This window comes from Nitrospirota bacterium (genome assembly GCA_030645475.1).
Lineage (GTDB): Bacteria > Nitrospirota > Nitrospiria > Nitrospirales > Nitrospiraceae > Palsa-1315.
Genome location: JAUSMA010000069.1, coordinates 74,120 through 100,329 on the forward strand (window position 1 = coordinate 74,120; position 26,210 = coordinate 100,329).

At 56.2% G+C, this 26,210-nt stretch carries 24 protein-coding genes, 1 tRNA gene and 1 pseudogene; 20 read left to right on the plus strand and 6 right to left on the minus strand.

Features of this window, described 5'->3' with window-relative positions:
- Positions 1-16: 16 nt before the first annotated feature.
- The gene (locus tag Q7U76_15365; protein ID MDO8357764.1) at positions 17-757 is read left to right on the plus strand and encodes an arylesterase; all 741 of its coding nucleotides are present in this window, start codon (positions 17-19) and stop codon (positions 755-757) included.
- A gap of 95 nt (positions 758-852) precedes the next feature.
- Here Q7U76_15365 and Q7U76_15370 read toward each other — a convergent pair whose 3' ends face one another.
- The 4 genes from Q7U76_15370 to Q7U76_15385 form a co-directional block, all read right to left on the minus strand.
- Positions 853-1,044, minus strand: a complete 192-nt coding sequence (locus Q7U76_15370) for a hypothetical protein (protein MDO8357765.1) — start codon at positions 1,042-1,044, stop codon at positions 853-855.
- A gap of 120 nt (positions 1,045-1,164) precedes the next feature.
- Positions 1,165-2,067 carry a hypothetical protein gene (locus Q7U76_15375; protein ID MDO8357766.1) on the minus strand — a complete coding sequence of 301 codons (903 nt, stop codon included), beginning with the start codon at positions 2,065-2,067 and terminating at the stop codon, positions 1,165-1,167.
- A 189-nt stretch (positions 2,068-2,256) separates the two neighbouring features.
- Positions 2,257-2,496 (minus strand): CDGSH iron-sulfur domain-containing protein, encoded by a 240-nt coding sequence (locus tag Q7U76_15380; protein ID MDO8357767.1) that lies wholly within the window; start codon positions 2,494-2,496, stop codon positions 2,257-2,259.
- 70 nt (positions 2,497-2,566) lie between these two features.
- A complete protein-coding gene (locus tag Q7U76_15385) occupies positions 2,567-3,547 on the minus strand; it encodes a ChaN family lipoprotein (protein ID MDO8357768.1) in 981 nt (326 codons plus the stop codon).
- 182 nt (positions 3,548-3,729) lie between these two features.
- Here Q7U76_15385 and Q7U76_15390 point away from each other — a divergent pair, with 182 nt between their 5' ends.
- The 4 genes from Q7U76_15390 (at position 3,730) to Q7U76_15405 (ending at position 9,526) form a co-directional block, all read left to right on the plus strand.
- Positions 3,730-5,043, plus strand: coding sequence for a hypothetical protein (locus tag Q7U76_15390; GenBank protein MDO8357769.1), 1,314 nt, complete (start codon positions 3,730-3,732; stop codon positions 5,041-5,043).
- Between the two features lie 167 nt (positions 5,044-5,210).
- On the plus strand, positions 5,211-6,152 hold the full coding sequence (locus Q7U76_15395; protein MDO8357770.1) for a MoxR family ATPase: 942 nt from the start codon (positions 5,211-5,213) through the stop codon (positions 6,150-6,152).
- Between the two features lie 43 nt (positions 6,153-6,195).
- A complete protein-coding gene (locus Q7U76_15400; protein MDO8357771.1) occupies positions 6,196-7,344 on the plus strand; it encodes a DUF58 domain-containing protein in 1,149 nt (382 codons plus the stop codon).
- On the plus strand, positions 7,334-9,526 hold the full coding sequence (locus Q7U76_15405; GenBank protein ID MDO8357772.1) for a DUF3488 and transglutaminase-like domain-containing protein: 2,193 nt from the start codon (positions 7,334-7,336) through the stop codon (positions 9,524-9,526). Before Q7U76_15400 ends, Q7U76_15405 begins: the two co-directional genes overlap by 11 nt.
- 308 nt (positions 9,527-9,834) lie before the next feature.
- Here the strand turns inward: Q7U76_15405 and Q7U76_15410 are convergent.
- Positions 9,835-9,909 (minus strand) — tRNA-Gly (locus tag Q7U76_15410).
- Between the two features lie 530 nt (positions 9,910-10,439).
- Here Q7U76_15410 and Q7U76_15415 point away from each other — a divergent pair.
- From Q7U76_15415 to Q7U76_15430, 4 genes are all read left to right on the plus strand, one after another.
- On the plus strand, positions 10,440-13,877 hold the full coding sequence (locus tag Q7U76_15415; GenBank protein ID MDO8357773.1) for a molybdopterin-dependent oxidoreductase: 3,438 nt from the start codon (positions 10,440-10,442) through the stop codon (positions 13,875-13,877).
- 85 nt (positions 13,878-13,962) lie between these two features.
- Entirely contained in the window at positions 13,963-15,252 is a 1,290-nt protein-coding gene (locus tag Q7U76_15420) for a nitrate oxidoreductase subunit beta (GenBank protein ID MDO8357774.1), read from the plus strand.
- A gap of 208 nt (positions 15,253-15,460) precedes the next feature.
- Positions 15,461-15,790 carry a hypothetical protein gene (locus Q7U76_15425; GenBank protein MDO8357775.1) on the plus strand — a complete coding sequence of 110 codons (330 nt, stop codon included), beginning with the start codon at positions 15,461-15,463 and terminating at the stop codon, positions 15,788-15,790.
- 76 nt (positions 15,791-15,866) lie between these two features.
- A complete protein-coding gene (locus Q7U76_15430) occupies positions 15,867-16,238 on the plus strand; it encodes a hypothetical protein (GenBank protein MDO8357776.1) in 372 nt (123 codons plus the stop codon).
- 772 nt (positions 16,239-17,010) lie between these two features.
- Here Q7U76_15430 and Q7U76_15435 read toward each other — a convergent pair.
- Positions 17,011-17,301 carry a Trm112 family protein gene (locus Q7U76_15435; protein ID MDO8357777.1) on the minus strand — a complete coding sequence of 97 codons (291 nt, stop codon included), beginning with the start codon at positions 17,299-17,301 and terminating at the stop codon, positions 17,011-17,013.
- A gap of 153 nt (positions 17,302-17,454) precedes the next feature.
- Between Q7U76_15435 and Q7U76_15440 the strand changes: the two genes are divergently transcribed.
- The 11 genes and pseudogenes from Q7U76_15440 to gcvT all read left to right on the plus strand — a co-directional run bounded on the left by Q7U76_15440 (position 17,455) and on the right by gcvT (position 26,099).
- The gene (locus tag Q7U76_15440; GenBank protein MDO8357778.1) at positions 17,455-18,069 is read left to right on the plus strand and encodes a DUF502 domain-containing protein; all 615 of its coding nucleotides are present in this window, start codon (positions 17,455-17,457) and stop codon (positions 18,067-18,069) included.
- Between the two features lie 4 nt (positions 18,070-18,073).
- Positions 18,074-18,595, plus strand: a complete 522-nt coding sequence (locus tag Q7U76_15445; GenBank protein MDO8357779.1) for a GNAT family N-acetyltransferase — start codon at positions 18,074-18,076, stop codon at positions 18,593-18,595.
- Positions 18,596-18,626: 31 nt separating this feature from the next.
- A complete protein-coding gene (locus Q7U76_15450) occupies positions 18,627-19,001 on the plus strand; it encodes a hypothetical protein (protein MDO8357780.1) in 375 nt (124 codons plus the stop codon).
- Between the two features lie 40 nt (positions 19,002-19,041).
- Entirely contained in the window at positions 19,042-19,431 is a 390-nt protein-coding gene (locus tag Q7U76_15455) for a hypothetical protein (protein MDO8357781.1), read from the plus strand.
- 57 nt (positions 19,432-19,488) lie between these two features.
- Complete coding sequence (locus tag Q7U76_15460) at positions 19,489-20,328, plus strand: TIGR00730 family Rossman fold protein (GenBank protein ID MDO8357782.1); 840 nt, start codon at positions 19,489-19,491, stop codon at positions 20,326-20,328.
- Positions 20,325-21,722: an MBL fold metallo-hydrolase gene (locus Q7U76_15465; protein MDO8357783.1), complete on the plus strand. Its 1,398-nt coding sequence runs from the start codon at positions 20,325-20,327 to the stop codon at positions 21,720-21,722. The genes Q7U76_15460 and Q7U76_15465 overlap by 4 nt, the downstream gene beginning before the upstream one ends.
- The gene (locus Q7U76_15470) at positions 21,712-22,902 is read left to right on the plus strand and encodes a P1 family peptidase (protein ID MDO8357784.1); all 1,191 of its coding nucleotides are present in this window, start codon (positions 21,712-21,714) and stop codon (positions 22,900-22,902) included. The genes Q7U76_15465 and Q7U76_15470 overlap by 11 nt, the downstream gene beginning before the upstream one ends.
- 102 nt (positions 22,903-23,004) lie before the next feature.
- Complete coding sequence (locus Q7U76_15475; protein ID MDO8357785.1) at positions 23,005-23,232, plus strand: hypothetical protein; 228 nt, start codon at positions 23,005-23,007, stop codon at positions 23,230-23,232.
- A 33-nt stretch (positions 23,233-23,265) separates the two neighbouring features.
- Positions 23,266-24,489 carry an FIST N-terminal domain-containing protein gene (locus Q7U76_15480; protein MDO8357786.1) on the plus strand — a complete coding sequence of 408 codons (1,224 nt, stop codon included), beginning with the start codon at positions 23,266-23,268 and terminating at the stop codon, positions 24,487-24,489.
- A gap of 153 nt (positions 24,490-24,642) precedes the next feature.
- A pseudogene (locus Q7U76_15485) lies at positions 24,643-24,990 on the plus strand (FKBP-type peptidyl-prolyl cis-trans isomerase).
- Positions 24,991-24,998: 8 nt separating this feature from the next.
- A complete protein-coding gene (gene gcvT / locus Q7U76_15490; protein ID MDO8357787.1) occupies positions 24,999-26,099 on the plus strand; it encodes a glycine cleavage system aminomethyltransferase GcvT in 1,101 nt (366 codons plus the stop codon).
- Positions 26,100-26,210: the final 111 nt, after the last annotated feature.

A 26,210-nucleotide genomic window follows, 5' to 3' on the forward strand; every position in this document is an offset into this window, starting at 1 on the left:
ATTATACTCAACAAATATGCGTCACTTATGGCTACTCACAAAACTATTATTCTGCCTGTCCCTCATCGTCTTCTACGGGTGTGACCGTGCCAATGCACCCTCTTCTCCCTCTTCAAGTGCTCATCGTGAAGGCGTTGGGCAACAGCTGGGAACCGACGTCACGGCACAGCCGGGTCGATCGAAGGCCCAAGTCTCTGCCGGCCGCCCACGGATTGTCGCCTTCGGCAACAGTCTGACGGCCGGCTTAGGTGTGGCACAGCATGAATCCTACCCCGCCCAACTACAGCAGAAGCTCGACGTGGTCGGCTATTCCTATCGGGTCATCAATGCGGGAGTCAGTGGTGAGACGACGGCCGGTGGACTGAGGAGGGTACCATGGGTCCTGAATAGTAAGCCTTCGATCGTCATTGTAGAGTTAGGCGGCAATGACGGGCTTCGTGGCCTCAGTCTTCAAGAGACGAAGGGCAACCTTGAGCGGATCATTCAGCAATTTCAACAGTCGTCGGTCACGGTTGTCTTAGCCGGGATGAAACTCCCCCCTAATTATGGTACGGAGTATACCGCCGGATTTGAGGCGCTCTATCGCGCGTTGGCGAACCAATATCATCTCACGATGATTCCATTTTTTCTCGATGGTGTGGCGGGCTCCTCTCTGCTCAATCAAGCAGACGGTATTCATCCGACGGGAGAGGGCTATCGCGTAATTGTTGAAAAGATCTTCCCAGCGCTTGAGCCATTGCTCCAGCGGAACCGGTGACCGGGGCTCATGAAGAGGAAAGCAGGGGGGAGAAAGTCCCTGCCCAATACAAACGACATCGGGCAGGGACCGAACTCAATTGATCTGTGTATGGCCTAGGACTTCTTGAGGAAGGAGTCGTAGAAGCCGTAGGCAAGAATCAACCCGATCAATGTGTAATATATGGTGGAGATCCCGCTATAGTCTGGCGCGCCTTCACCCTTCGTTTCATTCGCCAGAACATAGGTGACGCCAGTCAACAGGACCATGCCAGCCGCTGCGAGAACCTCTGCGCCGATCTTTTTCATCACTCGACCCTCCCTTCATCAATAGACGAACAAGGGCCGCATTATACTGAAATTGACTGGCAATTCGCAATGGTTTTGGTTACGAGGGTAGAGAACCGGAGAGGGTGCGAACGGTATGGGCTAGGAGGTGCCGGAGGGCTTGGTCAGCGCCTTCAATGCCGTTGAGACTTCCCTGAATGAATTGGCAAGCTTGTCGAGCTGTGCCCCTTTTGATAAGACCTCACCTGCCAGAGACTTCAGCTGACTGTCATAACTCCCGACCTCGGACGCCACCTCAGAAACCTTCGCCAGCATCTCCTTGCAAGCTGATAGTTCTTGCTGCAGGCTCTGAGTGCTGGCTTGGGTGGCCTTGATCTCTTCCATGGAGGCTTGCAGCTGTTGCGTCAAGCGGCCGACATAGGCCTCTCGGTCCCGCATATCGGATTCCAAGTTGATCCGCACATCTTCGCTCTCGCGGCGGCGTTCCTCTAAATTGCGAATGGCTTGAGTCCAGGGAGCCAGTTCGCCACCGAGTTTTGGCGAATCAGGCAACGGTTGGCCTCGCTCCAACGCTTTGATCGTAGGTTGTAGCCATTCGATGAAGGCCATCACCTCGCCCAGCTTGAAGTCTGTTGTCGTCGCGAAATTTGGTGTGGTCGCACCATTGCTATGCGGAGGGGCCTGTGCCGACTGCGGGGCTGCGGATGGCTTCGTCTTCTTTTGTTGACCGTTCCTTGGCTGTGCCCACCGATGATACTCCAGCAGAACTGCGATGCAATGGCGGCACATGGGCTCTTCGGGCAGTGAGCAACTGCACTTGGAGATGAGATGCCCCTCCTTGAGACGGATCGTCTGTTCGTAGAGGCCGGAATTCCCAATGACGGCGGACGAAATCTGCGCGTCATCGGCCTCGACAATCCGAACGCGATTCTCGGAGAGGTACTGACTGCCAATGTGAAAGGCATTGCGATCGACCACTGCCTGGATCATGGGAGGGTCCAGGAGGCTTAACCGCTCAGCAGAGCAGGGGATCTTATTTCGCATGCGCTGTGTTCCCAATCGCGAATGACTCCAACTGATGTTCCCGCGTAGTCTGAGACGGGTCGACTAAACTGTCAAGAGTTCGTCGGTTTTTCACCGGCAGTCATGATGCCTCGAGATTCTCCGTCGTTATCAACGTGCCATCCTCAGAAATCAGATAGTGCAGTCTCACGTCAGACGAAGGGCGATTCGTTAGATCTTCGAGTGGGAGCCGTCGCAGAAAGGCGGCTTCTTCGTGTGTTTACAGCCACAAAGTGAGACTTGTTTTTTTTCTTCGAAATGGACTTCCATCGGTGAGAACTCAGTCCCCGTATGGGATCCATCGCAAAACGGTTGTGTCTTCGAGCGACCACATCGACACCAATAGACGGTTCCCGGACCAACTTCTAACGTGCAGGGAGTTCGCTGGGCAATCACTGGTTTTTCAGACATCACTTCTCCTTATATTATATGTGAGAGGCGACCCCCACGAAGTGCTCGGTGCCACTTACGACTCATGTTTCTATCGGCATCGGCGTGGCGGCCCCTGTGCACTGACAGGAGTCAGCCAGAGATAATCTGCAATTTTTTCACGGATCATCTCTTGTAGTTCCTCGATACGCCCCACCTCGAACGACGTCATATAGACGCTCATTTGGCGGACTGGATCAGTCAGGCGGCGGATCACTCGCTTTGGAACCGGAAGGTTATGCTGAATATGTCCGCCTCCGGTGTAGCTCACCAGCGGTCCGGCCATCAGATCAGTTCCCGAGCGAATCCGGTTGAGGCGATTGACTAAGGTCTTGGCCATTCCTTCGTCTCGGACCATGGAGGCTTCATACATTGTCTGATAGAGGCTATCATTCCCGCCGCCATGACAGGCCTGGAGTTGTTCGAGAATGCGGGCTCGGTAGACCGGATCATCGACGATGGCTTCGTCCTTCATGCCCCATTCCGACATGACCGAATCAGACTGTGCCTGAGCCAATCCATGTTGGGCGACGCTTCGGATCAACGCCTTTGGGGGATTCATGGCGCTAACCGTCCAATGTTGCTCCTTTGCCAACAGGACCAACGGCTCATAGTCCTCGTAAGAACCTCCCCAGTTTTGTGTCCAGCGGACGGCCTCGAGGAATTCCTGTCGGGCCGGTACGGAACCGGAAAGATACAAATCCAATGCTGCTTGGCCGTCCCAGCCGAACATTTCCATGGCCAAGACCGGTGTGCGCCCCTCCGTCTTCAACCTCCGGAGCAGCGTTATTGCTGCATCAATGTGAAATCGATTGTGATGCTCCTCGCCCAGATAGATGATGTCCTGCTGCAGTAACAGCGAGTTCCACTGGTCGAGAGATACCGGTTGACCCGTCGCCGTGTCGATGATTTGCCATTCCTGGAACGGAGTACGGTGGTTATCTTGCGAGGAGACAGAAGATATGCTTCCGTCTCCACTCGCGCAGGCCACGGAGCCCCACAAGACCCCAACGACCAATAGCAGTTGGCACATAGCAAAGATCGCGTGCCTCGCGAACGGTACAGCAGTGTTAGGCATGATCTCTACCTAACATAGGTCTCGCGATGCGGCAAGACGTGATCCTTGACGCTCATGGTTCAGGTCGTTATGCTGACAGACATTCGCCAGCTGAACATCGACTGATCTACCAACACGAACCTCGCACCAACCAACTCATGAATTCCACCGCACAGGTCCTTGCAGACTTCCGTTCACAGGTCACACAGCTCTTGCAGGAACGAGAGAAGGAGTGGGAGGCCTCACGCAAACTTGTTGAGGCGAGTCGGCTCACTGCGACGTTGAAACGGTTGATTGAGGAAGCTCATCGTGCCGATCTGTCTGTCACTATCCGCGATGCCATTACCGTGGCGCTGGGAAATGCAGAAGCCGCACGGATTCAGGATCTTCCCGGCCCCCGACTGAAGGAACTCACAGGCCTACCCCCGACAAAAGCCGTGCGGGCTTTGTGTGTATGGCTCGGTGTTGTTGAGGGTCCGACGTCCCAATGGCCAATGACCTCTCTGCGGAGCGAAGAGATTGATGCATTCGCTCATTCCCACGAAAATCCTTTTGACTTGTTGCTCGATGCGGATGTGGCGTCCCTGCTCGATGTGGGTGCTGGCGACCTCTCGTTTGCCACTGAACTGGTCGAGCAATATGTGGCTCCCCTTCAACAGCGACAGCGCGAGTTGATTCTCCATGCACTTGATCGCCTTCAGCCAGGCTCACAGCTGGGCGGCCCACTCCATCCGGAACGGGAGCGACTCAACGGCTTGCGGTCCCGGACCGGGCTCTCGTTTCAATTCTTTGGAAACCACGACATGTTTGATCTGGGTAACCTGGATCAAGCCGGGAAGCTTGCACCACGCTATACAATCGCAACCTGCTGGGCTCCTGCGACCCCCACATTTGCCTACGAACCGACCAGATTATCCGATCAGACCATCACGCAAGAGCTCCATCGAACCAAAGGCACGTTCCGGCAAACCCATTACGTAGGAGAGCCGGCCCTGGAGGTTCAGCATGGGGACCGTGCATTGCTCTTTCCTCCCTGGAAGTTTGAGATTCGAGGTCCCCTGGCCCTGCTCGACTTGTTGTCGCGCCGCGGCCTCCTCTGTGTCCTTGGAGCCGTGGATACCCAGGTCTTCTGGGAAGTCCTCGCACAACTTCTCGACGAGGCCCGCTATCGACCGGACAATCAGCCGTTCACAGCAGCGAATCTCCCGACGATTTTCGGCGTGATCTTCGAGCGACTCTCGAGCCTTGCGCAAGGCGAGACCCTGAACCTCTCAGATTGCAGCCCCTTACGAAGGCAGATTCCACGCGTGCTCCCCCTTCTCCCGATGCAGAGCCCGACCTATCGTTTCCGCTCCGTTCATATTCGCCGTGGAGCCGTCTTCCCAGGCATCCCTTCCAGTAGTACCGCCCGGCGGTTTTCTGACATGGTCGAGGAGACCCCTCCTTGGATGCTGATCCTCGTGCCGGAATAGACCGAGAATAGAATCGTCCCACCATCGCAAACCCTTATGCGTCACCGTCTCCAGACTGGTCGATGCAAAAACTCACGTGAAAATTGACCGTCTCCAGACCCTTTGTTAGACTTCGATCGTGTCAGATCACCATGCACGCCTGAATCACCAGGACCACTAATCTCAACATGAGTTCAGCTCACACCATCCGGGCAATCCAGGACAATATTGGGCTGGTCATCAAGGGGAAGACCCATGTGATTGAAATGGCGGTGGTCTGCCTTCTGGCCCGTGGCCATCTTCTGCTCGAAGATGTGCCGGGGGTCGGTAAAACCACGTTGGCACACAGCTTGGCTAGGTCACTCGACTGTTCGTTCAAGCGCATTCAATTCACCAGCGATCTCTTGCCCTCCGACATCGTCGGCGTCTCCATGTTCAATCGGCAAAAACAGGGGTTCGAGTTCATACCGGGTCCAATCTTTGCCAATGTTGTACTGGCCGACGAGATCAATCGCACCACGCCGAAGACTCAGAGCAGTCTTCTGGAAGCGATGAGCGAGGCACAGATTTCCGTCGATAATCAGACCCATCCGCTTGAGCAGCCCTTTATGGTCATCGCGACGCAGAACCCCGCCGAATATCATGGGACATTTCCCCTTCCGGAATCTCAACTTGACCGGTTTCTGATGCGCCTCTCTATCGGGTACCCCTCACTTGAGGAAGAGCGAAAGGTCCTCGACCGTCCGCATTCGTTGCATCCGGCTGAAGCATTGGAAGCGGTATTGACGGCTCACGAAGTATTGGCATTACAGGCCCGCGTCGATCGGGTACATATGGAAGAGAGCTTGACTGATTATCTGCTCGCGATTGTGCAAGCAACCCGTCAGAGTGAACTTCTTTCTCTGGGCGTCAGCACCCGAGGGGCACTAGCCCTGAGCAAGGCTGCCAAGGCATTGGCGGTCGTCCGGGGACGCGACTATTGCCTTCCTGACGACATCAAGGAGCTGGCGCCGATCGTGCTGTCCCACCGTGTCATGCTGAATCGGACCCACGGGATGCGGACCCAGAGCTTCGAACAGGCCGAACGCATGGTCCTCGATATTGTTGAGACAGTTTCCGTCCCCGTATAGCCTGTCACGGATGGACGCCTCGGCCAACTGGATGAAGTCCCGCGTGAAGCATCCACTTCTCACCCTCCGTGTCTTTTCGGTCTTCTCGTCCCTGCGAGGTCTGTCCCGTCGGCGGTCGATTCGACTTACGTCTGAAGGGACCAGGTTTCTTCTATTTACATTCGGGATCGGGCTTGCCGCCATTAACACCGGGAACAATCTATTTTATTTACTGCTGGCGATGATGCTCAGCCTCATCGTGATATCCGGACTGCTCTCCGAGCATTGTCTCCGCCGATTGGAAATCCGCCGGCATGTGCCCGATCTCATCATGGCCAATGAGCCGGCCACCCTCACGCTCTCAGTCGCCAACCGGCATCGGCACCTGCCCAGCTTTTCCCTGCGTTTGCTCGATGTTGTCGAAGGCCAGGATGTCGACCGAGGACTCGCCATTCACCTCCTCCCTGCACAGAGCTCGATGCTCTTGTCCTATCCATTCCTGGCGACAAAACGGGGCTGGATTCGGTTTGAAGGCATCCGGGCGCAGACGCTATTTCCATTTGGGTTATTTCTCAAGAAAGGGTTTTACGCAACGGAAGCTCATCTGCTTGTCAGTCCTCCCATCAAGCCACTCGCCCTGCGATTCATGGATGAATTGGTCAGCGAAGGACAAGGCGAGTCCCTCTCACGACGAGGACATGGGACCCAACTCTACAACTTACGTCTGTATAAACCGGGCGATGACTCGCGATCCATTCATTGGATGACAACGGCCCGCACATCCCAGCTCATTGTGCGGGAAACCGAAGCAGAAGATCAGCGTCGCATCCTGGTCATTCTTTCGATCGTGGCTCCCGACGAAAGCGAACCGCTATTCGAACGAAGTGTGACATTCGTCGCATCGCTCCTCTGGCAACTGACAGAACGGGCTTACCCCGTGCGACTGATCGTTGGGAGGGAGGACTCGGGGCTCGGATCGGGATCCGCCCATCTCTTTGCGATGCTACGCCTGTTGGCGCTTTGCGAACGGCATCCACCTGAAACGAGTGAGGCCAACCAAGGCGGCGAGCACCTATTGCTCCCCCACGAAGCCGATCGAGGTCACACTGTGGCGGTTGTCCCCTGGTCGGAGCAGGCGGCATCTACAAACACGGCACAGGCCGATCGAGTGCTCCACGCGGCGCAACTCGAAGAATTAACCCATGCCTTTTGATCAAGCCTTTAAGCTCAGCTCCGTCCTCCTCGCCATCATCGCATTCAGCGGACTGGTGTTTGCGCAAAGTGTCCCCTTCTGGATCGCCCTTCCGACGGCGATCATCCTCATCGTCACGTTGTGTGATGCGGGAGGGATTTCTTTTGTTCGGCGGGCGATGGCACGGGTCACTGTCTCCCCAGCCATTTGGAACGTTCTGTTGATCGGCGCCTTTGTCATATTTCTGATCGATCTGACGGTGGTATCACAAGATCTTCTCCCGGCTGGTATCCATTTCTTGGTCATGTTACTGGGCATCAAGTTGCTCACCCTTCAACAGCGGTGTGATTATCGGCACCTCTATGCCATCGGCCTCATGGCAATCCTGGCCTCTGCCGCACTCACAACCGATGCGTGGTATCTGCCGATTTTTCTGCTGTATCTGCTCGGGGCGGTCTGGACACTCTTGCTGTATCACTTGACCCAGGAAACGGTCGAAGCCTCTGCCGTCGTCACACCCACGAGCACGTCAGCCTGTCACGCAACATTCCCGAGCAGGATCACTCACCGCTTCTTTTGGTTGACGAACGGAACCGCCGTCATGACGGTTGGTCTGACGCTTACCATCTTCTTTGTGATCCCTCGTATCGGGGCCGGCGTGTTACAAAAAACACATGGAGAAGCTCTGCGGACGACGGGGTTTTCCGATCGGGTTGACCTGGGGACGATTGGGTCTGTCAAACAGGATCCTCAGATCGTCATGCGGGTTGAATTGCCTGACCAACCCACTGTTGAGAAAGATCGCCTCTACCTGAGAGGCCTCGCCTACGATCAATACAATGGACGATCATGGAGCCACAGCGGAACCCGTCGCCGTTCATTGAGTCTCGTGGCGGAGGGGGTGTTCCTTGCTCGTCCAGCTGGCAGCCGTCTCCCGGACAGCCTGTCCGTGCCGATCCGCCAAGATATTCTGCTGGAAACGCTCGATACCCCAGTCCTGTTTGCCGCTCCATTCGCGGAACTTGTGAGCGGCGATTTTCTTGCCGTACAGGTTGATGCCATGAGTGGCCTCCACTTGCCGCTCCCTCCTTCTTCTCGTGCCCGATACTCCGTCACCTCTCAGGTCCCGCAGCTCGTCGCAGGCGACCGGGCCGCGATGGCTCTGGCCTATCCAGACTCAATTCGTTCCCGCTACCTCCAAGTTCCCGTAGAATCACAGCAGGTTGCTGGCCTAGCGCATCGGGTCGTTCAGCAGGTCTCGACCCCATTTGGACAAACGCTCGCGATCCAGCAGCATCTTTTGGAAAACTATCGGTACAGCCTTGAGGCCGATACGGCGACACTGAGTCATCCGCTCGATGAATTTCTATTCGTACGTAAGACGGGATACTGCGAGCATTACGCAACGGCGATGGTCATGATGCTACGCACGATAGGGATTCCTGCGCGACTGGTGACAGGATTCCTGGCCACAGAATGGAACGAGTTTGGAGGGTATTTCACTGTGCGTCAGCGGGACGCGCATGCCTGGGTTGAGGTCTACTTCCCGCAATCAGGCTGGATCACGATGGATCCCACACCCAGCGTCAGTGCAGCGGTCGGAACCTCTCGATGGGAGTCTATCCGAAGATTTGGGGAATCCTTTCGATTACAGTGGGATCGTCTGTTCGTGCGTTATAGCGGGAAGGATCAATTGGCAGTTGTTCACGGAGTTCGAGAAGGCAGTGATGCATTGCGTGAGAGAGTGAGTGTCTGGGTTTCGGCGTTGAGCGTCCCAATAGGCCATGTACTCAATCGGCTGGCGCGCATGTCCCGAATCGTCCAGCCGGGGGTGTTGGACCTTATTACGGGAATGGTGGTGGTCGGCTTGGCCTTGCTCACACTTATGCTCCGGGACAGGATAGGCCTCTGGGCCAGTATGCATCTCTCGATTGCGCCCTCACAGCATGCGATCGTACAGCTCTATGCCCGCATGCTTCGTACGTTGGAGAAGAAGGGTATGGCCAAGCTTCCAGCCGCTACTGCCGCTGAATTTTCCAGACAGGTGGAGCGGAAATGGGGGGCGGCCGGGCCTGTGGTGGCGGACGTGACCGCCCTCTATTGTCAGGGACGATTTAGTCGCGTCCCTCTCCTACCGGAAGAGCTTTCCCGCGCAGCCGAACAAGTAGGACGACTGCAATCCCTCCTGCGTACAATTCACTAACAAGCCAAACTACTAGACTGATTTTCACGACTTTGATTAAGCATGGCTAGGACCGTGTGTCCATTACACGTTCCCTCCCGGTAAGTACCCTGCCCGCCTGCTGGACGTCCTGCGCTTCCTCATCTGGGATGACCTCACAGTACATCAGTAAAATAGCGAAGCGGTACCTGTGTCGGCAGGCTGTTGAATAGTTTCGACGGAGAGTTAGGTCTATCAGAGAATTGTGAAAAAGAAGGGGTGTTGAGGCCTGAGCATTTGTTGATGGAATATCTTTGAGGAAGTATCTAAAACGTGACCGACAGTAAAATTGGAGCGGGAAACGAGATTTGAACTCGCGACCCTCGCCTTGGCAAGGCGATGCTCTACCACTGAGCTATTCCCGCCCAATCACAGTCGGTGCAAGGGGTGGGATTCTACTGAGTAGGAACGAGCCTGTCAAGCGACCAGAACAACATCGTTCTTCCTCCGTTACCTTCGTTACAATCACTCTGAAGTGCTACCGAAAGGTAACGCTCGATTTATTCATGCAAAGCATTGATTTATTAGGAATTGGTAAATGTCGGTAGCTCGTGGTTGAGAATGTGATACGGCAAGTACCCACATGCGAATATCCGTCGCGATTTAAATAGCTAATAAAATGTAATATTTATATTATTTTCCATCAACTTATACTGATTTTCTTCAGACGGATTGTTTTCAGGGTTTGGTGCGAATATTGCGAACTTAGGAGGCCCATGATGCCTGGCATTCATAATAAATCGACAAGTTCGGCCGATACGTCGTTCGAAAACTATTCGATTATTCTGTTTTCTTGCATCGCTCTGAAGGAAGGGGGGTGGTCTGAACTTTCCGCTGTGCGTCAGTGAAGTCGCGTGGGCTTATTGAAGCCCTCAACTCTTAGGAGGTGTCACCAATGTTTTTGTCACGTAGGCAGTTCTTAAAAGTCTCCGTGGGAACCGTCGCCGCCGTCGCGGTCGCGGACAAAGTCCTGGCGTTGACCGCGCTTCAGCCGGTCATCGAAGTGGGCAATCCCTTGGGAGATTATCCGGATCGGTCGTGGGAGCGTGTCTATCACGACCAGTACCGATACGATTCGTCGTTTACCTGGTGTTGTTCTCCGAACGACACGCACGCCTGCCGCATCCGGGCCTTCGTCCGGAACGGTGTGGTCATGCGGGTCGAGCAGAACTATGACCACCAGACCTATGAAGATCTCTATGGCAACCGCGGGACGTTCGCGCACAACCCGCGCATGTGCTTGAAGGGGTTTACCTTCCATCGCCGCGTCTATGGCCCCTATCGCTTGAAGGGTCCCTTGATGCGGAAGGGCTGGAAGGAATGGATGGATGCTGGCTCACCGGAGCTGACGCCGGAAACGAAGCGGAAGTACAAGTTCGATAGCCGCTTCCTGGACGACATGCTGCGTGTGTCTTGGGACACGGCCTTCACCTATGCCGCCAAGGCGATGATCATCATTGCCACGCGGTACAGCGGTGAAGCCGGTGCCCGTCGTCTGCGCGAGCAGGGCTATGCGCCGGAAATGATCGAAATGATGAAGGGTGCGGGAACCCGGACCTTCAAGCATCGTGCGGGTATGCCGGTCCTCGGCATCATCGGCAAGATGGGCAACACCCGGATGAACGGCGGCGTCAACGCGTTGCTGGACACCTGGATTCGCAAAGTCAGTCCGGATCAGGCACAGGGCGGCCGTTATTGGTCGAACTACACCTGGCACGGCGACCAGAACCCCGCCCACCCCTGGTGGTGCGGTGCCCAGGGTTCCGACATCGACCTCTCCGACATGCGCTTCTCCAAGCTGAACACCAGTTGGGGAAAGAACTTCGTCGAAAACAAGATGCCGGAAGCGCACTGGAAGTTGGAATGTATCGAACGGGGCGCCCGGGTCGTGGTCATCACGCCTGAGTATAACCCCACCGCCTATCGTGCCGACTACTGGATGCCGTTACGGCCCGCGTCGGACGGCGCCATTTTCTTGGGTGCCATGAAGATCATCGTCGATGAGAATATGCACGACGTGGACTTCTTGAAGGGGTATACCGATTCGCCGGTGCTCGTTCGTACGGACACCCTGCAGTTCCTCGATCCGCGCGATGTGGTGGCGGATTACAAGTTCCCGGACTTCTCGAAGAGCTATTCGGGCCGAGTCCAGTCATTGAAGCCAGAGCAGGTTGAGCGGCTCGGCGGCATGATGGTCTGGGACCTGAACAAGAAGGCAGCTGTTCCGCTCCATCGTGAGCAGGTTGGCTGGCATTATCAGAACAGCGGTATTGACGCGGCCCTCACCGGGACCTACCGGGTGAAGTTGCTCAATGGCCGTGAAATTGACGCGATGCCGGTCTGGCAGATGTACTTGGTACACTTCCAGGATTACGATCTGGACACCTGTCATCAGATCTGCCGGACGCCGAAGGACCTCCTGGTCCGTTGGGCGCGTGACTCAGGTTCGATCAAGCCTGCCGCCATCCATAACGGCGAAGGTACGAACCACTATTTCCATCAGACCATCAATTCCCGCGGCGCCGCGATGGTGCTCATCGTCACCGGCAACGTCGGGAAGTTCGGTACCGGGCAGCATACCTGGGCCGGTAACTACAAGGCTGGAACCTGGACGGCCACGCCTTGGTCCGGTGCTGGTATTGCCGTGCACACGGGTGAGGATCCATTCAACATCACGTTGGATCCGAACGCGCACGGGAAGGAAATCAAAACCAAGTCGTATTACTACGGCGAGGAAGTCGGTTACTGGAACCACGGCGACACCGCCCTGATCGTCAGCACCCCGAAGTACGGGCGCAAGGTGTTCACGGGTAAGACGCACATGCCGACCCCGAGCAAGTTCCGTTGGGTGGTCAACGTGAACGTGCTCAACAACGCCAAACACCATTATGACATGGTGCGTAACGTCGATCCGAACATCGAGACCCTGATCACTCAGGACATTGAGATGACCTCGGACGTGAACCACAACGATATCGCCTTCGCGGCGAACTCGTGGATGGAGTTCACCTATCCGGAAATGACCGTCACGGTTTCCAATCCGTGGGTGCAGATCTGGAAGGGCGGCATCCGGCCCTTGTACGACACGCGTAACGACCTCGATACCTTCGCAGGCGTGGCGGCCAAGTTGTCGGACATGACCGGTGACAAGCGTATGCGCGATTACTTCAAGTTCGTTTACGAGAACCGCGTGGACGTCTATGCGCAGCGCATGCTCGATGCCTCCAGCACCTTCTACGGCTACAGCGCAGACGTCATGCTGAAGTCGGAAAAGGGCTGGATGGTCATGGTGCGGACCTATCCGCGCACCCCATTCTGGGAAGAGACCAACGAGTCGAAGCCCATGTGGACGCGGACCGGCCGGTACGAAAATTACCGGACTGAGCCAGAGGCGATCGAATACGGCGAAAACTTCATCTCTCACCGTGAGGGCACGGAAGCGACACCGTATCTGCCGAACGCCATCATGACGAGCAACCCGTACGTCCGTCCGGACGACTACGGTATTCCGATCACGGCGCAGCACCATGACGACAAAACGGTGCGGAACATCAAGTTGCCGTGGCAGGAAATCAAGCGGCACAGCAACCCGTTGTGGGAGAAGGGGTACCAGTTCTACTGCGTCACTCCGAAGACCCGGCATCGGGTGCACAGCCAATGGTCGGTGAATGACTGGGTTCAGATTTACGAGTCGAACTTCGGCGATCCGTACCGCATGGACAAGCGGACGCCTGGTGTCGGCGAACACCAGTTGCACATCAACCCGCAGGCAGCGAAAGACCGCGGCATCAACGACGGCGACTACGTCTACGTAGACGGTAATCCGGTGGACCGGCCCTATCGAGGCTGGAAGCCTTCGGATCCGTACTATAAGGTGGCGCGCCTCATGATCCGCGCTAAGTACAACCCGGCCTATCCGTACCACGTGACGATGTCGAAGCACGCACCGTACGTGGCCACGCCGAAGTCGGTCAAAGGCCACGAGACGCGCCCAGACGGACGCGCCATCGCGGTGGACACCGGTTATCAGTCCAACTTCCGGTACGGGGCCCAACAGTCCTTTACCAGAAACTGGTTGATGCCGATGCACCAGACTGACTCGTTGCCGGGCAAGCATGCCATCGCTTGGAAGTTCAAGTGGGGCTATCAGGTCGACCACCATGCGATCAACACGGTGCCGAAGGAATGTCTCATCCGCATCACCAAGGCGGAAGACGGCGGCATCGGAGCTCGTGGTCCATGGGAGCCGGTCCGGACCGGATTTACACCGGGCCAAGAGAACGAGTTCATGATCAAGTGGCTCAAAGGCGAACACATCAAGATCAAGGTGTAAGGGTCGCACAACTTTCACCGTGACGATGATGTATAGCTGATGAGATTCACGAATTAACTGATCATGACTACAAGGAGGATTGACAATGCCTGAAGTGTATAACTGGCAACTGGGACGAAAGATGCTGTATCCCTACGAGGAACGGCATCCGAAGTGGCAGTTTGCCTTTGTGTTCAACATCAACCGGTGCTTGGCCTGTCAGACCTGTTCGATGGCAGACAAGTCCACCTGGCTCTTCTCGAAGGGTCAGGAATACATGTGGTGGAACAACGTGGAAACCAAGCCGTACGGCGGGTACCCACAGTTCTACGATGTGAAGATCACCCAGCTCATCGAGCAGGTGAATCCGGGCGGCCAGGTGTGGAACGTCCGTGTCGGACGCAAGCACCATGCGCCGTACGGCGTGTTCGAAGGCATGACCATTTTCGACGCGGGCGCCAAAGTGGGCCAGGCGGCGATCGGGTACATTCCGACGGACCAAGAATGGCGGTTCGTGAATATCTATGAAGACACGGCGACCTCGATGCGCGCCCTCGTGGAAGGCATCGACAAGACCGGGTTCTCACGGGACGAACCGTGGAAGATGACGGGCAGCAGTCTGCCGGAGCATGAAACGTTCTTTTTCTATCTCCAGCGGATTTGCAACCACTGCACGTATCCTGGCTGCTTGGCAGCCTGCCCGCGGAAGGCGATCTACAAGAGACCCGAAGACGGGATCGTGCTGATCGACCAGAACCGGTGCCGCGGGTACAAGAAGTGCGTGGAGCAGTGCCCATTCAAGAAGCCGATGTATCGTGGAACCACACGCGTGTCTGAAAAGTGCATCGCATGTTATCCGCGCATCGAAGGTAAAGACCCGTTGACGGGCGGCGAGCCGATGGAAACGCGTTGTATGGCAGCCTGCGTCGGAAAGATCCGGATGCAGAGCCTGATGCGCATCGGCGAAGACGGCCTGTGGGCGGAAGACCGGTGGCACCCGCTCTACTACGCGATTCGCGTGGAGCAGGTGGCGCTTCCACTGTACCCACAGTGGGGCACCGAGCCCAACGGCTTCTACATCCCACCGCGGCACAGCCCTCGTGGCTATGCACGGCAGATGTTTGGCCCGGGCGTCGACAATGCCATCGAGAAGTATCTCGTGCCCAGCCGTGAGCTGTTGGCGGTCCTCCAGTTGTGGAGAGCCAGCCAGCAGATCATCTTCCGGTACGATGTCATTCCTGGTCCGAAAGTGTTTGAGACCCAGATCCACGGGAAGCGTTTCGAGATGTACAACGATACCGTGTTGGGCTTCAACAAGTCGGGCAAGGAAGTGGCGCGTATTCAGGTCGAAGAGCCGATCTACATTCGGCCGGCCGAGCGCGTAACCTGGCTGTAAGTCACAGCTAGGGTCTCGTGTCAGCAAGGGGGGCGGAGTGCCAAACGGCACTTCGCCCCTTCTGTTTGAACAGGCCCCTTGAATCGTCGACGGCCTTTCGGCTCAGGCCTTGAATGCTCCTTTTGCGCACTTGACGCGCCATAGGTGGTCCAGTAGAGTTATAAAAGTATTTGAACGGTCTTTCATTACAAGCTAGGATACCATCGGCGTGACCTCTCCTCAGCAGCAATCAACTCCATTTGCTGCGCAAGCCATACCCTTCGGCGAGTTTCTGGCTTCAGGAAAACTCCCGGATGGCTACCTCGCCAGCGAATATATCGCTCAGCAATTTGTCGAGCGCCTCGTCCACTATGTCCTCAGTGTCCCGACCGGCAGTTACACCATGGCTCAATTGAGCCATCTACTGGAACAGTTGGACCCGCGCGCACAGGTGTTTTTCTTCAAGCGTCTTAAGGAAACCAGCCCCGAGAGTCTGAAAGATTTCGCCCCCCTCTATTACGGTTTCATGAATGAGTTTCATTCCCTCCTGTTTACCTAGTGCTATAACTTTTTCCTTGTCGCCTGAGCTTTCTCATGTATAATCGAGTGGTTAATAACTTGCGCAAAGGAGCGACATGAATCCTACCCTACAGCGAGCCGTGACCAGCTTTTACAATTTGATTTACGAGGCCCAGACATTTGCGACCACGATGTCACGGATTGACACGGGTGAGCAGGAGCATTATTCCGGACGCATCGAAGGGTTGAACTGGGTCCTTGATCGCTGCCAAGAGCTCGAAGACATGGATGCGAATTTGACCCCCTCTTCCCTTCAGCGGGTGCTCACAGAGGTCAAGTCAGACCTCGATCACGAATTGTCAGTCCAGCGCCGAGAAAAGGGGCGTCGGGCAGATGGCCGGGAGGAAGCCCTCAACTTTGTTGCCGATTATCTGTCGAGCCTGATTACAGCAACTGAGATAGAGTCGGCCAAGACGCCAGCGGTATAACGCTGGTGCGTTCGATACTGGTCCCGCGTGCCAGTTTCACTCCTCGCTTCCCATGACACCTGGGCAATCATTACAATGATGCGAGAATGGATTGTTTTCGCACTGTGCATGGGGATCGGGGGTCATATCGCTCTCGGTGTTGTGTTGCACGCTCCAGACCTCTGGCCATGGAGTACGGCCTGGTTCTACGGCTTGCTAAGCGGGGTTGCCGTGTATGGGCTGGTGCAAGGAGGACGGGGAATCTGGAGGCTGCTTCGGCCCTGTCCTAAGCTTCCGTCGAAGAACAGCCCCAACGCCTCCTGGTGAATCCGCCGCTTAACATTCGCGCTCTCGTTATTGACCTCCATAGGCCTACCCGAATACAATTCCTTCATGCAAGGACCTCCGCGTAAATCAATCGGTCAAGCTTGGCCGCCAGGCATGTCCCCCAGGATGACTCGGCCTAAACAAGGCGTTCCTCAACAGGTAGACCAGTTCAAATCGCTCAACGCTTCCCTGCTCTACTGCCCTCAGTGCCGCGTGGCTACTCCAACACGCGAACGACTCCTCCTTGTTCTCCCGACCGGCAACCTATACGAGTATCTGTGTCAGCATTGTGGTGCGTCGACCGGATCCAAAACCGACCATCAATAGATAGCTGTGGGTATAGTCGTGGGTCGGCATCGACGATCAAGGTCGCGAGGAGATCCTTCCCCTTATTACCAGGGGAAAATATAGTGTAGAAAAGTGAGAATACTGTCGTGCAGAAGAAGGAGTTTGTGAAACAACCTGGCTAGATCACTCCCTCCAGAGGAATGCCTTCTTCGATGAGCATGACCGGGATGTCTTCTCGGATAGGATACAGGATCTTCCTGTCGCCTCTGACTAAACCCCCGTCGAGTGGTTCGGTGACCGGTTTACTTGCCTTATTTTTTAATTGCCCACGGGTGACGGCCTCATTTAACTTGGCAATCAGGGCGTCATCAGCCAAGCTCACATCCTGCTTCGTGTCCGGGCAACAGAGAATGGCGAGAAGATCCTTGTCGATGTTGACCGGACGCCTTGCTTCCGCATGATCTGCCATAACGCACCCCTCTTGTGTGGCTCAAGTGAATCCTATATTTTTACAATAGATCACCGATATCGAAGAGATCAAGTCCTGTGTACGTCGCACTGTGGTCATACGGATTCTGTTAGGCTAGTATCTTGCTGAACGTCTGTGAGGGAGCCAGCGGCGATGTCGAAGACTATATGGCAGTATTCCATAGCTGGCCTGCTGGTCCTTGTGCCGGCCTGGGCAACGCTCATCATATTTTCCACATTATTCCATACTCTTAATGAATTGATTCATGATCTTCCCTGGCATATCGGCGAGGTCCAGACCCCCGGATTCAGCGTAGTCTTGTTTCTGTTCCTCGTTGTGGTGATTGGGATGATCGCCACCCATGTCGTTGGGCGGCGTGTAATCACCAAGACAGAGCGATGGATCGAGCAGATTCCCCTGGTCCGTAGTGTCTATGTCACCCTCAAAGGGATGACCGATCTGCTTCATTTCCGTTCTCGCTTTGGGCGTAGCACCGTCGTGGTGTTCCCATTTCCTCGAGACGGTCTCTGGGCAATCGGTTTTGTCATCGGGGCTGCACCGTTGGCGCTCCAAGTGGCGCCAGCCAGTTTACTCATGGTCTTTGTGCCCACGGCGATTCATCCCTTCACCGGTTTTCTCGCGTTTATCCCGCAGCCGCAGCTTCGACCCATTCATCTATCAGCGGAAGATGCCATTAAAATGGAGTTCACGGCTGGACTATACAAGCCGGAAGCTGGATGGCTCCAAGCTCCGAAGACGAGGGCCTAATCCCATGTCAATCGTTGACCACCTGAACGTCCGCCTTGCCACACGAGGAGATGCAGAAAAAATTGCGTCCTTCAGTGCCGCTATGGCCTTTGAGACCGAAGGCCGCCGCCTCGATCTTGAGCGGCTATCAGAGGGAACGAGGGCCCTCCTGGAATCTCCTGATCGAGGATTTTTCATGGTCGCCGAGCTGGAAGAAAGTGAGAACCGCCAGCTGCTGGGCCAGCTCATGATCACTTATGAATGGAGCGATTGGCGGAACGGCTCGTTCTGGTGGATACAGAGCCTGTATGTGGACCCCGCCTGGCGTCGCCAAAATGTGTTTCGCCGGATGCATGAAGCCGTCATGGCTAGGGCCAAGACAAGCCCGAATGTGTGCGGAGTTCGTCTCTACGTCGAGGAGAGCAACAGCTTGGCCCAGGCCGTGTACCGTCGAGTGGGGCTCACTCCATCATCCTATGCCATCTTTGAAACCGACTTTGTTCTGGCAGGCCACAAAGGATTAGAGGATCGTCCTCACGAAGCTTAACCAAGGAGTACTCGTGGTATCGTTCAAGCCAATGATTGGTATCATCATCGTCCTCGTGATGACCCTCACCCAAGGTTGTGTCGTGACCAGGGGGACAATAGGCGAGCCGCTTCAAGAAGACGCCATTTCTCGCATCAAAAAAGGCACGACGACTATGGCAGAAGTTGTCTCAATGATCGGCGCGCCAGATCGCATTGTCCGGGGCTACGAACGCGAGATCTTTCACTACTATTACTACGATGGGAAATCGCCCGCGATGTTACTCATATTACTCAATTTCATTCGGATGGATATCAAGAGCGATAACCTCTATGTGTTTTTCAACCGAAATGGGATCGCCGAGGAAGTGGTCTACGGAAAACGAACTGGCCGCACACAGTTCCGATTGTGGCCCTTTGGTGACTAACGTGGCAGCATGCTTCCCCTCCATCAGGCTCGTCATCGGCATGCTGTCTGTCCTTCTCCTCTGTGCCGGATGTAGCGTCCGCCGAGTGGTCTTCAACGACGTTGTGACTTCAGAACAGGTCAATTTTATCCGTATCGGAGAGACGACGATGCTCGAGCTGGCTGACCATATCGGAGCTCCGGATGAAGTTGCAGAATCTGAATTCGGCGTCGTGGCGCTCTACAATTGGAGCGATACCAAGTCCGCAGCAGTCGACTTCGGTGCCCTCGCCCGTCTCATTTTGCCGTATGCTCCAACGATGACCCTAAACAAGACTGGAATCACTCCCGAACAATTCCAGGTGATATTCGATCCTCAGTGGGCCGTGCGCGCCTACGGATTTTCACGACGAACCACGGATGAGCCAATCGTGTGGTTTTGGCCCTTCTAGGCCAGCGCCTCGCATCATGAATTGCCGGACGTCTATGCGCCAGCTATAATCGCCCTCATGAGTCTTCTATCTGGTTCAGATTCAAGCACCCCCGACCCCTCCTATATTCCAGCCGATCGCGATTCAGAGTTTCTCCAGCGGGAAGAACTCCGTTCCGTCCGCATTGGGCTGGAACTCCTAAAGCCCGAGTTGATCCAACGTGAAGAGGGCATACAATCGACCATCGTCGTGTTCGGCAGCGCAAGACTGCAAGAACCGACTGCGGCGAATGATGCACTCGAGGCAGCAGAGAGGGATGCGGCTCAAGCCCCGAACGACTCGACACAGCAGCAACGGGTCGCCATCGCGCGACGACAACTCACACTCTCCAAATACTATGACATGGCTCGTGAGTTCGGGCGCCTGGTCTCATCAACCTGCCAAGTCGATGGCCGCTGCGACTATGTGATTGTGACCGGCGGAGGGCCCGGCATCATGGAGGCCGCCAATCGTGGCGCGGCAGACGTGGGAGCCAAATCAATCGGTTTGAACATCACCCTCCCGCATGAACAACGCCCGAATCCCTACATTACGCCAGGGCTGAATTTTCAGTTTCGGTATTTTGCGATCAGGAAAATGCACTTCTTGATCCGTGCCAAGGCGCTCGTTGCCTTTCCAGGAGGATTCGGCACGCTCGATGAGTTATTCGAAACGCTGACACTCATCCAAACCGGCAAGACGAACAGCGTCATGGTCGTGCTAGTCGGGCGCGACTTTTGGGAGCGCGCGATCAACTGGCAATGGCTTGTCGACAACGGACTCATCGCACAACAAGATCTTCACCTATTCCACTATGCTGAAACCGCCCAGGAAGCCTGGGATCTGATCGGACGTCATAATGGCGTGACACCATCATGAAGCTCTCCTTTCACGGCGCAGCGAGATCCGTCACGGGCAGTCGCCACCTCGTGGAACTCCCCGGACGACGGCTCTTGCTCGATTGTGGGCTATTTCAGGGACGCCGAGAAGAGGCATTTGAACAGAATCGAGACTTGGGTTTCGATCCCAAGTCAGTCAATGCCGTCTTGCTGTCTCATGCCCATGTCGACCATTCCGGCGCCCTCCCGGTTCTTCCACAACATGGATTTTCGGGGAAAGTCTTCCTCACCAGAGCCACCGCCGACTTAACGCAACTCATGCTGGAAGACTCAGCGCACGTGCAAGTGAGTGACTGCAGCTACGTCAACAAGAAGGAGCACCGGAAGGGAAGAGCCTCTGTCCGGCCACTCTACAATACCGACGACGTTCGCAAGCTGGTCCGCCGTTTCGAAGGCATGCGGTACGGAGATCTGCTCAAGATCTCTCCACGTGTGACCGCAAGCTTTCATGACGCAGGCCATATCTTAGGGTCGGCAGCCATTCGAGTGAAATATACGGCGCGGGGCAATACAACCACCCTGCTCTTTAGCGGAGATCTGGGCCGCTCCAACATGCCGATTCTCCGTGATCCTGAACCACCGCCGCCATGCGACATCTTAATACTGGAGTCGACCTACGGCGATCGCCTGCACGAAACCGACCGTGAGCTCATGAAACAGAAGGCGCTAGACCTTCTCACCCATGCCAAAACCCACAAGAGCAAGATTATCGTCCCGGCATTCGCCGTTGGACGGACTCAGGACTTGGTCATGCGAATCAAGGAACTCGTCAGTGAGGGTCGCCTCGATCCCATTCCGATCTATATCGACTCACCTCTGGCCTCGCGAGCCACGGAGGTCTTTCGTCGCCACCCGGAATGTTACGACGAAGAAACGACCAAAACGTTCACCTCCTCTGGAGACCTCTTCGCGTCCCGCTATATCCATTTTGTCTCCTCGCCGGAAGAGAGCATTCGCCTGAATAAGATGAAGGGCCCTTGCGTCATTATCTCCGCCTCCGGCATGTGCGAGGGCGGTCGTGTCGTGCACCATCTCAAGCATGCGATTCAAGACGAAGCCAACGTGATCGTCTTCGTAGGCTTTCAAGCCGAGCATACCCTCGGACGCAAACTCGTTGAAGGGTGGGATGTCGTGCCGATTTTCGGCGTCCCCACTCCACGTCGAGCGCAGATCGTCACATTCAACGGGCTCTCGGCCCATGCTGACCGCAACGATCTTCTGGCCTATGTCCGGGCCATCAATCCATTACCGGCCAAGGTCTTCATCGTGCATGGCGAAGAGAAACAGGCGTTGTCACTTGGCACAGCCATTCAAACCGAACATCCTGGCATTGACGTCCAGATTCCCCATCGAGGATCCACCCATGACATATAGCCGCAACATGATAGCGGTCCTGGCCTCTGTGTCCATGTTGTGTGGATGTTTGTCGGCAAGCGCAGCCGATGGTCCTGAGCCGCGTCAGCGAGTCCGTGACCTAGGAATAGTCATCGGGCAATATTCGACCGGAGCACAGAACGCCATCACCGATGTCGCAGGGGTCAAAGTCGGACAGGCCACGCTCGTGGTCGGCGAAGGTGCGCTTGTGCCGGGCCATGGTCCGGTACGCACCGGCGTGACAGTCGTCATCCCCCGCGATGACGTCTGGCACAAGAAAGTGTCGGCCGGTTCGTTCATTCTCAATGGAACCGGTGAGATGACCGGCCTTGCCTGGGTCAGCGAATCCGGTTTTCTCGAATATCCAATCGCCCTCACCAATACATTGAACGTGCCGCGAGTCGCCAACGGGGTCATGAACTGGATGATTGCGCGTTATCCGGAGGTCGGCATTACCGACGATACGCTGACGCCGGTCGTCGCTGAATGCGACGATGGACGGCTGAACGACATTCAAGGGCGCCATGTTTCGGAAGCAGACGTGGTCAAGGCGATCGACAGTGCCTCATCCGGAGCGGTACAGGAGGGCACGGTTGGCGCTGGAACAGGGATGGTGTCCTACGGATTCAAAGGGGGCATCGGGACCTCGTCCCGGCGAGTATCAGAGACCGAGGGCGGGTATACGGTTGGTGTGCTCGTCAATGCGAACCATGGCCGCAGGCCCGAGCTCGTCGTAGGCGGCGTTCCAGTCGGCCGGCTCTATGAGGCGGTACCTCCCGTCGCACAGGCTCTGTCACCAGGGCAAAGCGAAGGCTCGATCATCGTCATCATCGCCACCGATGCTCCACTCGATGGCCGTCAGCTCACGCGGCTGGCGAAACGTGCGGCACTGGGGCTGGCACGCACCGGCTCCACCGCGCGGCATGGCAGCGGCGACTTCATGCTGGCCTTCTCGACGGCCAACGTTATCCCGCATTATCCGACAGATCGAACCTACAGTTTGACTCAGTTGGCAGACACCCATATGAACCCGCTGATCACCGCAACCGTTGAAGCGACGGAGGAGGCAATCCTCAATGCCCTTACGATGGCCAGCACCGTTGTGGGGCGCGACGGCCATCGTGTCGAAGCCATCTCCCTCGCCAAGCTTCGTACCATTCTCGATCGACAGCCCAAGTAACTTGCGAAACATGGTCCTGCAAGGCCAGCGGATTCTCTGACTTGCATTTCCCTCTCGCCCCTCGCTATCCTCTTTCGACGCTCTTGCGACTGGAGGAATGGCATGAACGAATATCAACTCGGTGGCGGTTTGAATCTCTTGACTGCATTGGGGAAAACCAATGCGTTCACTGAGTTTTTGAAAACCCGCATGGCCCATGCCTTGGAATCAGAAGATCCCACGGAGCTGCATTACCTCCTGGCGCAACTCGATGACTACCATTCCTACATGTGGCGCTACTACAACAAGCTGGCTAAGGACCGCCCTGAACGGATGGACCCAGGGGTCTAGCTGATCGACGACCATCGGAAAGCCATTCGTAACATGATGATATTGCCCACGAGCACGACTATTCCCTCCACGCTTCAGTTCGCAACCGCAGTCTCGCGCAAGACCGATACGGAAGCTGCCACTCGAGATCTTGCCGATGCCATCTTGATGCAAGTCGGCACGGCCCCTATCGATCTGGCGTTCGTGTTTTTCTCCTCTCATCATGCAGCCAAAACCTCCATGATCTCTGCCATGTTGCAGAAGGACTTGCGGGCAAAGGTCTGTCTGGGCTGTTCCGGCGAAGGGGTGATTGCCGGCGCCGAAGAGATTGAAGCCGCGGCAGCCATGACCATCTGGGTGGCCTGCCTTCCAGGGGTTACCGTGACCCCGCTCCAGCTCTCCGTCTCTCAACTGCAGGACCAAATCCGCATGCCAGGGTGGCCGGAACCGGGACTCGAGGCGTCGACGTTTCTTCTTCTCGCTGATCCCTTCTCGACACCGATGCAGGAAGTCCTTTCCCTCATGACCGACCGGTATCCTCAGGGCAAAGTTGTCGGGGGCCTCGCCGGGGGAGGTCGGGATGCAGGAGAGAATCGGCTCCTCCTCAACGATCAGGTGTTCGACGGGGGCATGGTGGGGGCGCAACTCACGGGACCGATCGCGGTGCGAACCGTGACCTCGCAAGGCTGCAGGCCGATCGGTGAACGGTTTGTCGTCACGAGGGCTGAAGGCAATCTGATCCATGAACTCGGCGGGGTCTCAGCCTTAAAACGGCTCCAGGACGTCTTCGAGTCTCTGGGAGGAGCCCAACGCCGTGATGCCCATCGCGCATTACACCTTGGCATCGTCATCGATGAGCACAAGAGTCATTTCGAGCGGGGCGACTTCCTCGTTCGTAACCTCATCGGAGCGGATCAACAGGCCGGGGCCGTCGCTATCGGAGACGTGGTTCAGGAAGGCCAGACCGTACAATTTCATCTCCGCGATGCAAAATCGGCCAGCGACGACTTGCACTTTCTCCTGGCTGCGGATCGAGCGAAGCACCAGAATCCCCCGCTCGGAGCCCTCTTGTTCAGTTGTTGCGGGCGTGGAGAGGGACTCTTTGGCCAGCCCCATCACGATAGTGGAGTCGTGCAAGAGCGCCTCGGGTCTCTCCCGACGGCTGGTTTTTTCGCGCAAGGAGAGATTGGTCCGGTCGGGGGGCGCAATTTCCTGCACGGCTACACGGCCAGCGTGGTCATTTTCTCTGAACCGGACTCCCGTACGCCACATCCGTGAGCGTCGTGCCTTGAGCGCTCGACCGAGATTGCCGGCCTAGCTGCCGGCAGGAGAGTCTACGCATCGCACTCTATGAGTCTATTGCCGTCCACCTGAATGTTCGGGTGGACAACGATCACGAAAGGAGTAGGTATGCCGCATCAAGAAGCAGGCGCTGAAGGGAATGAAGTGACGACGTCATCGGGGTTGCAGTATGTCGATCTCACGGTCGGAACCGGAGCCACGGCAGAGGCGGGACAGACGGTCATCGTGCATTACACCGGCTGGTTGGAAAACGGGAAGAAGTTCGATAGTTCCGTGGATCGGGGTCAGCCCTTCTCTTTCCCCTTGGGAGCCGGGCGAGTCATCAAAGGCTGGGACGAAGGTGTGAAGGGCATGAAAGTGGGCGGCAAGCGAAAGCTGACCATTCCGTCAAAGCTTGGGTATGGCGCACAGGGGGCGGGCGGCCTGATTCCTCCACATGCCACGTTGATTTTCGACGTCGAACTGCTGGGTCTGTGAGCCACGTCATGCAACGTACCCCACTGATCACGCATCATCAAGCCTGCGGCGCTAAACTCGTCGATTTTGCCGGATGGGAGATGCCGATTCAGTACAGCGGTGTTGTGGACGAGTACCACACCGTCCGCTTCCATGTCGGCCTCTTCGATGTGAGCCATATGGGGCGCCTGCGGGTCGCCGGCTCCGGCGCCATCCCGTTCCTCCAGCGAGTCACGACGAACGACGTCGACAAGATCGCGGTTTCGCAAGCTCAATATTCCATGGTCTGTAACGAACACGCGGGCATCAAAGACGACATCTTTGTCTATCGGCTCGGGTCGGATGAATTTCTTTTGTGCGTGAATGCCTCGAACCGCGAGAAGATCCTGTCGTGGCTCCAAGCACAGCTTGGCCAGGATAAGACGGTTCGGCTCGAAGATCGGTCGGTTGAATTGGCTCAGGTGGCCGTCCAGGGTCCCAAGTCTCGCGAGCTACTCATGAGTCTTGGCGGGACGGCTCTTGAAGGGCTTAAGCTCCATCACACCTGTGAGGGTGCGATCGGCGGCCTGTCTTGCTTGCTGGCCCGAACAGGCTACAGTGGTGAGTTGGGCTATGAGATTTATATCGACGCAGACAAGGTCGGTCGCCTCTGGGACCTGCTCATCGACAAGGGAAAGGCCTGGGGGCTCAAACCGGCAGGGCTCGGCGCAAGAGATCTTCTCCGATTGGAAATGGGCTATCTGCTCTATGGCAACGACATGGGTGAAGACACGACGCCACTCGAAGCCAATGCGGATTGGACTGTCAGCTTCCAGAAAGGCCCATTCATCGGCAGCCAGACGCTCTTGGCGCAGAAGCAGGCCGGGGTCGCTCGTCGTTTCGTGGCGTTCGAACTGGTTGAGAAGGCCGTGCCACGCCACGGATTCAAAATCCTCGACCCCGCAACGTCCCAACCGATCGGCGAGGTGACCAGCGGCAACCTTTCGCCACTCCTTCAAAAGGGCATCGGGTTGGGGTACGTGCCTCTGCGCTATGCGGAACCAGGCACGTCCATCCTGATCGAAATTCGCAGCAAGAACGTTCTCGCACAGATCGTCAAGCCACCGTTCTACAAAAAGCGCAAGGCGTAGTCATGCTCAGGTACGAGGCAATGGGCGAGAGGCGAAAGGAACCGAGATGATGTCGAGCATTTACTTGCATCTAATTCTTCGCCCCTTGCCTCTCGCCTCAAGCCTCTAGCC

Coding starts and splice junctions, on each gene's coding strand:
- Q7U76_15380 (MDO8357767.1), bottom strand. CDS start 2,496: ATGTCTGAAAAACCAGTGATTGCCCAGCGAACTCCCTGCACGTTAGAA.
- Q7U76_15385 (MDO8357768.1), bottom strand. CDS start 3,547: ATGTGCCAACTGCTATTGGTCGTTGGGGTCTTGTGGGGCTCCGTGGCC.
- Q7U76_15445 (MDO8357779.1), top strand. CDS start 18,074: ATGTCAATCGTTGACCACCTGAACGTCCGCCTTGCCACACGAGGAGAT.
- gcvT (MDO8357787.1), top strand. CDS start 24,999: ATGCAACGTACCCCACTGATCACGCATCATCAAGCCTGCGGCGCTAAA.
- Q7U76_15390 (MDO8357769.1), top strand. CDS start 3,730: ATGAATTCCACCGCACAGGTCCTTGCAGACTTCCGTTCACAGGTCACA.
- Q7U76_15470 (MDO8357784.1), top strand. CDS start 21,712: ATGACATATAGCCGCAACATGATAGCGGTCCTGGCCTCTGTGTCCATG.
- Q7U76_15365 (MDO8357764.1), top strand. CDS start 17: ATGCGTCACTTATGGCTACTCACAAAACTATTATTCTGCCTGTCCCTC.
- Q7U76_15370 (MDO8357765.1), bottom strand. CDS start 1,044: ATGAAAAAGATCGGCGCAGAGGTTCTCGCAGCGGCTGGCATGGTCCTG.
- Q7U76_15440 (MDO8357778.1), top strand. CDS start 17,455: ATGTCGAAGACTATATGGCAGTATTCCATAGCTGGCCTGCTGGTCCTT.
- Q7U76_15415 (MDO8357773.1), top strand. CDS start 10,440: ATGTTTTTGTCACGTAGGCAGTTCTTAAAAGTCTCCGTGGGAACCGTC.
- Q7U76_15375 (MDO8357766.1), bottom strand. CDS start 2,067: ATGCGAAATAAGATCCCCTGCTCTGCTGAGCGGTTAAGCCTCCTGGAC.
- Q7U76_15460 (MDO8357782.1), top strand. CDS start 19,489: ATGAGTCTTCTATCTGGTTCAGATTCAAGCACCCCCGACCCCTCCTAT.
- Q7U76_15395 (MDO8357770.1), top strand. CDS start 5,211: ATGAGTTCAGCTCACACCATCCGGGCAATCCAGGACAATATTGGGCTG.
- Q7U76_15465 (MDO8357783.1), top strand. CDS start 20,325: ATGAAGCTCTCCTTTCACGGCGCAGCGAGATCCGTCACGGGCAGTCGC.
- Q7U76_15420 (MDO8357774.1), top strand. CDS start 13,963: ATGCCTGAAGTGTATAACTGGCAACTGGGACGAAAGATGCTGTATCCC.
- Q7U76_15455 (MDO8357781.1), top strand. CDS start 19,042: ATGCTGTCTGTCCTTCTCCTCTGTGCCGGATGTAGCGTCCGCCGAGTG.
- Q7U76_15430 (MDO8357776.1), top strand. CDS start 15,867: ATGAATCCTACCCTACAGCGAGCCGTGACCAGCTTTTACAATTTGATT.
- Q7U76_15475 (MDO8357785.1), top strand. CDS start 23,005: ATGAACGAATATCAACTCGGTGGCGGTTTGAATCTCTTGACTGCATTG.
- Q7U76_15480 (MDO8357786.1), top strand. CDS start 23,266: ATGATGATATTGCCCACGAGCACGACTATTCCCTCCACGCTTCAGTTC.
- Q7U76_15405 (MDO8357772.1), top strand. CDS start 7,334: ATGCCTTTTGATCAAGCCTTTAAGCTCAGCTCCGTCCTCCTCGCCATC.
- Q7U76_15435 (MDO8357777.1), bottom strand. CDS start 17,301: ATGGCAGATCATGCGGAAGCAAGGCGTCCGGTCAACATCGACAAGGAT.
- Q7U76_15450 (MDO8357780.1), top strand. CDS start 18,627: ATGATTGGTATCATCATCGTCCTCGTGATGACCCTCACCCAAGGTTGT.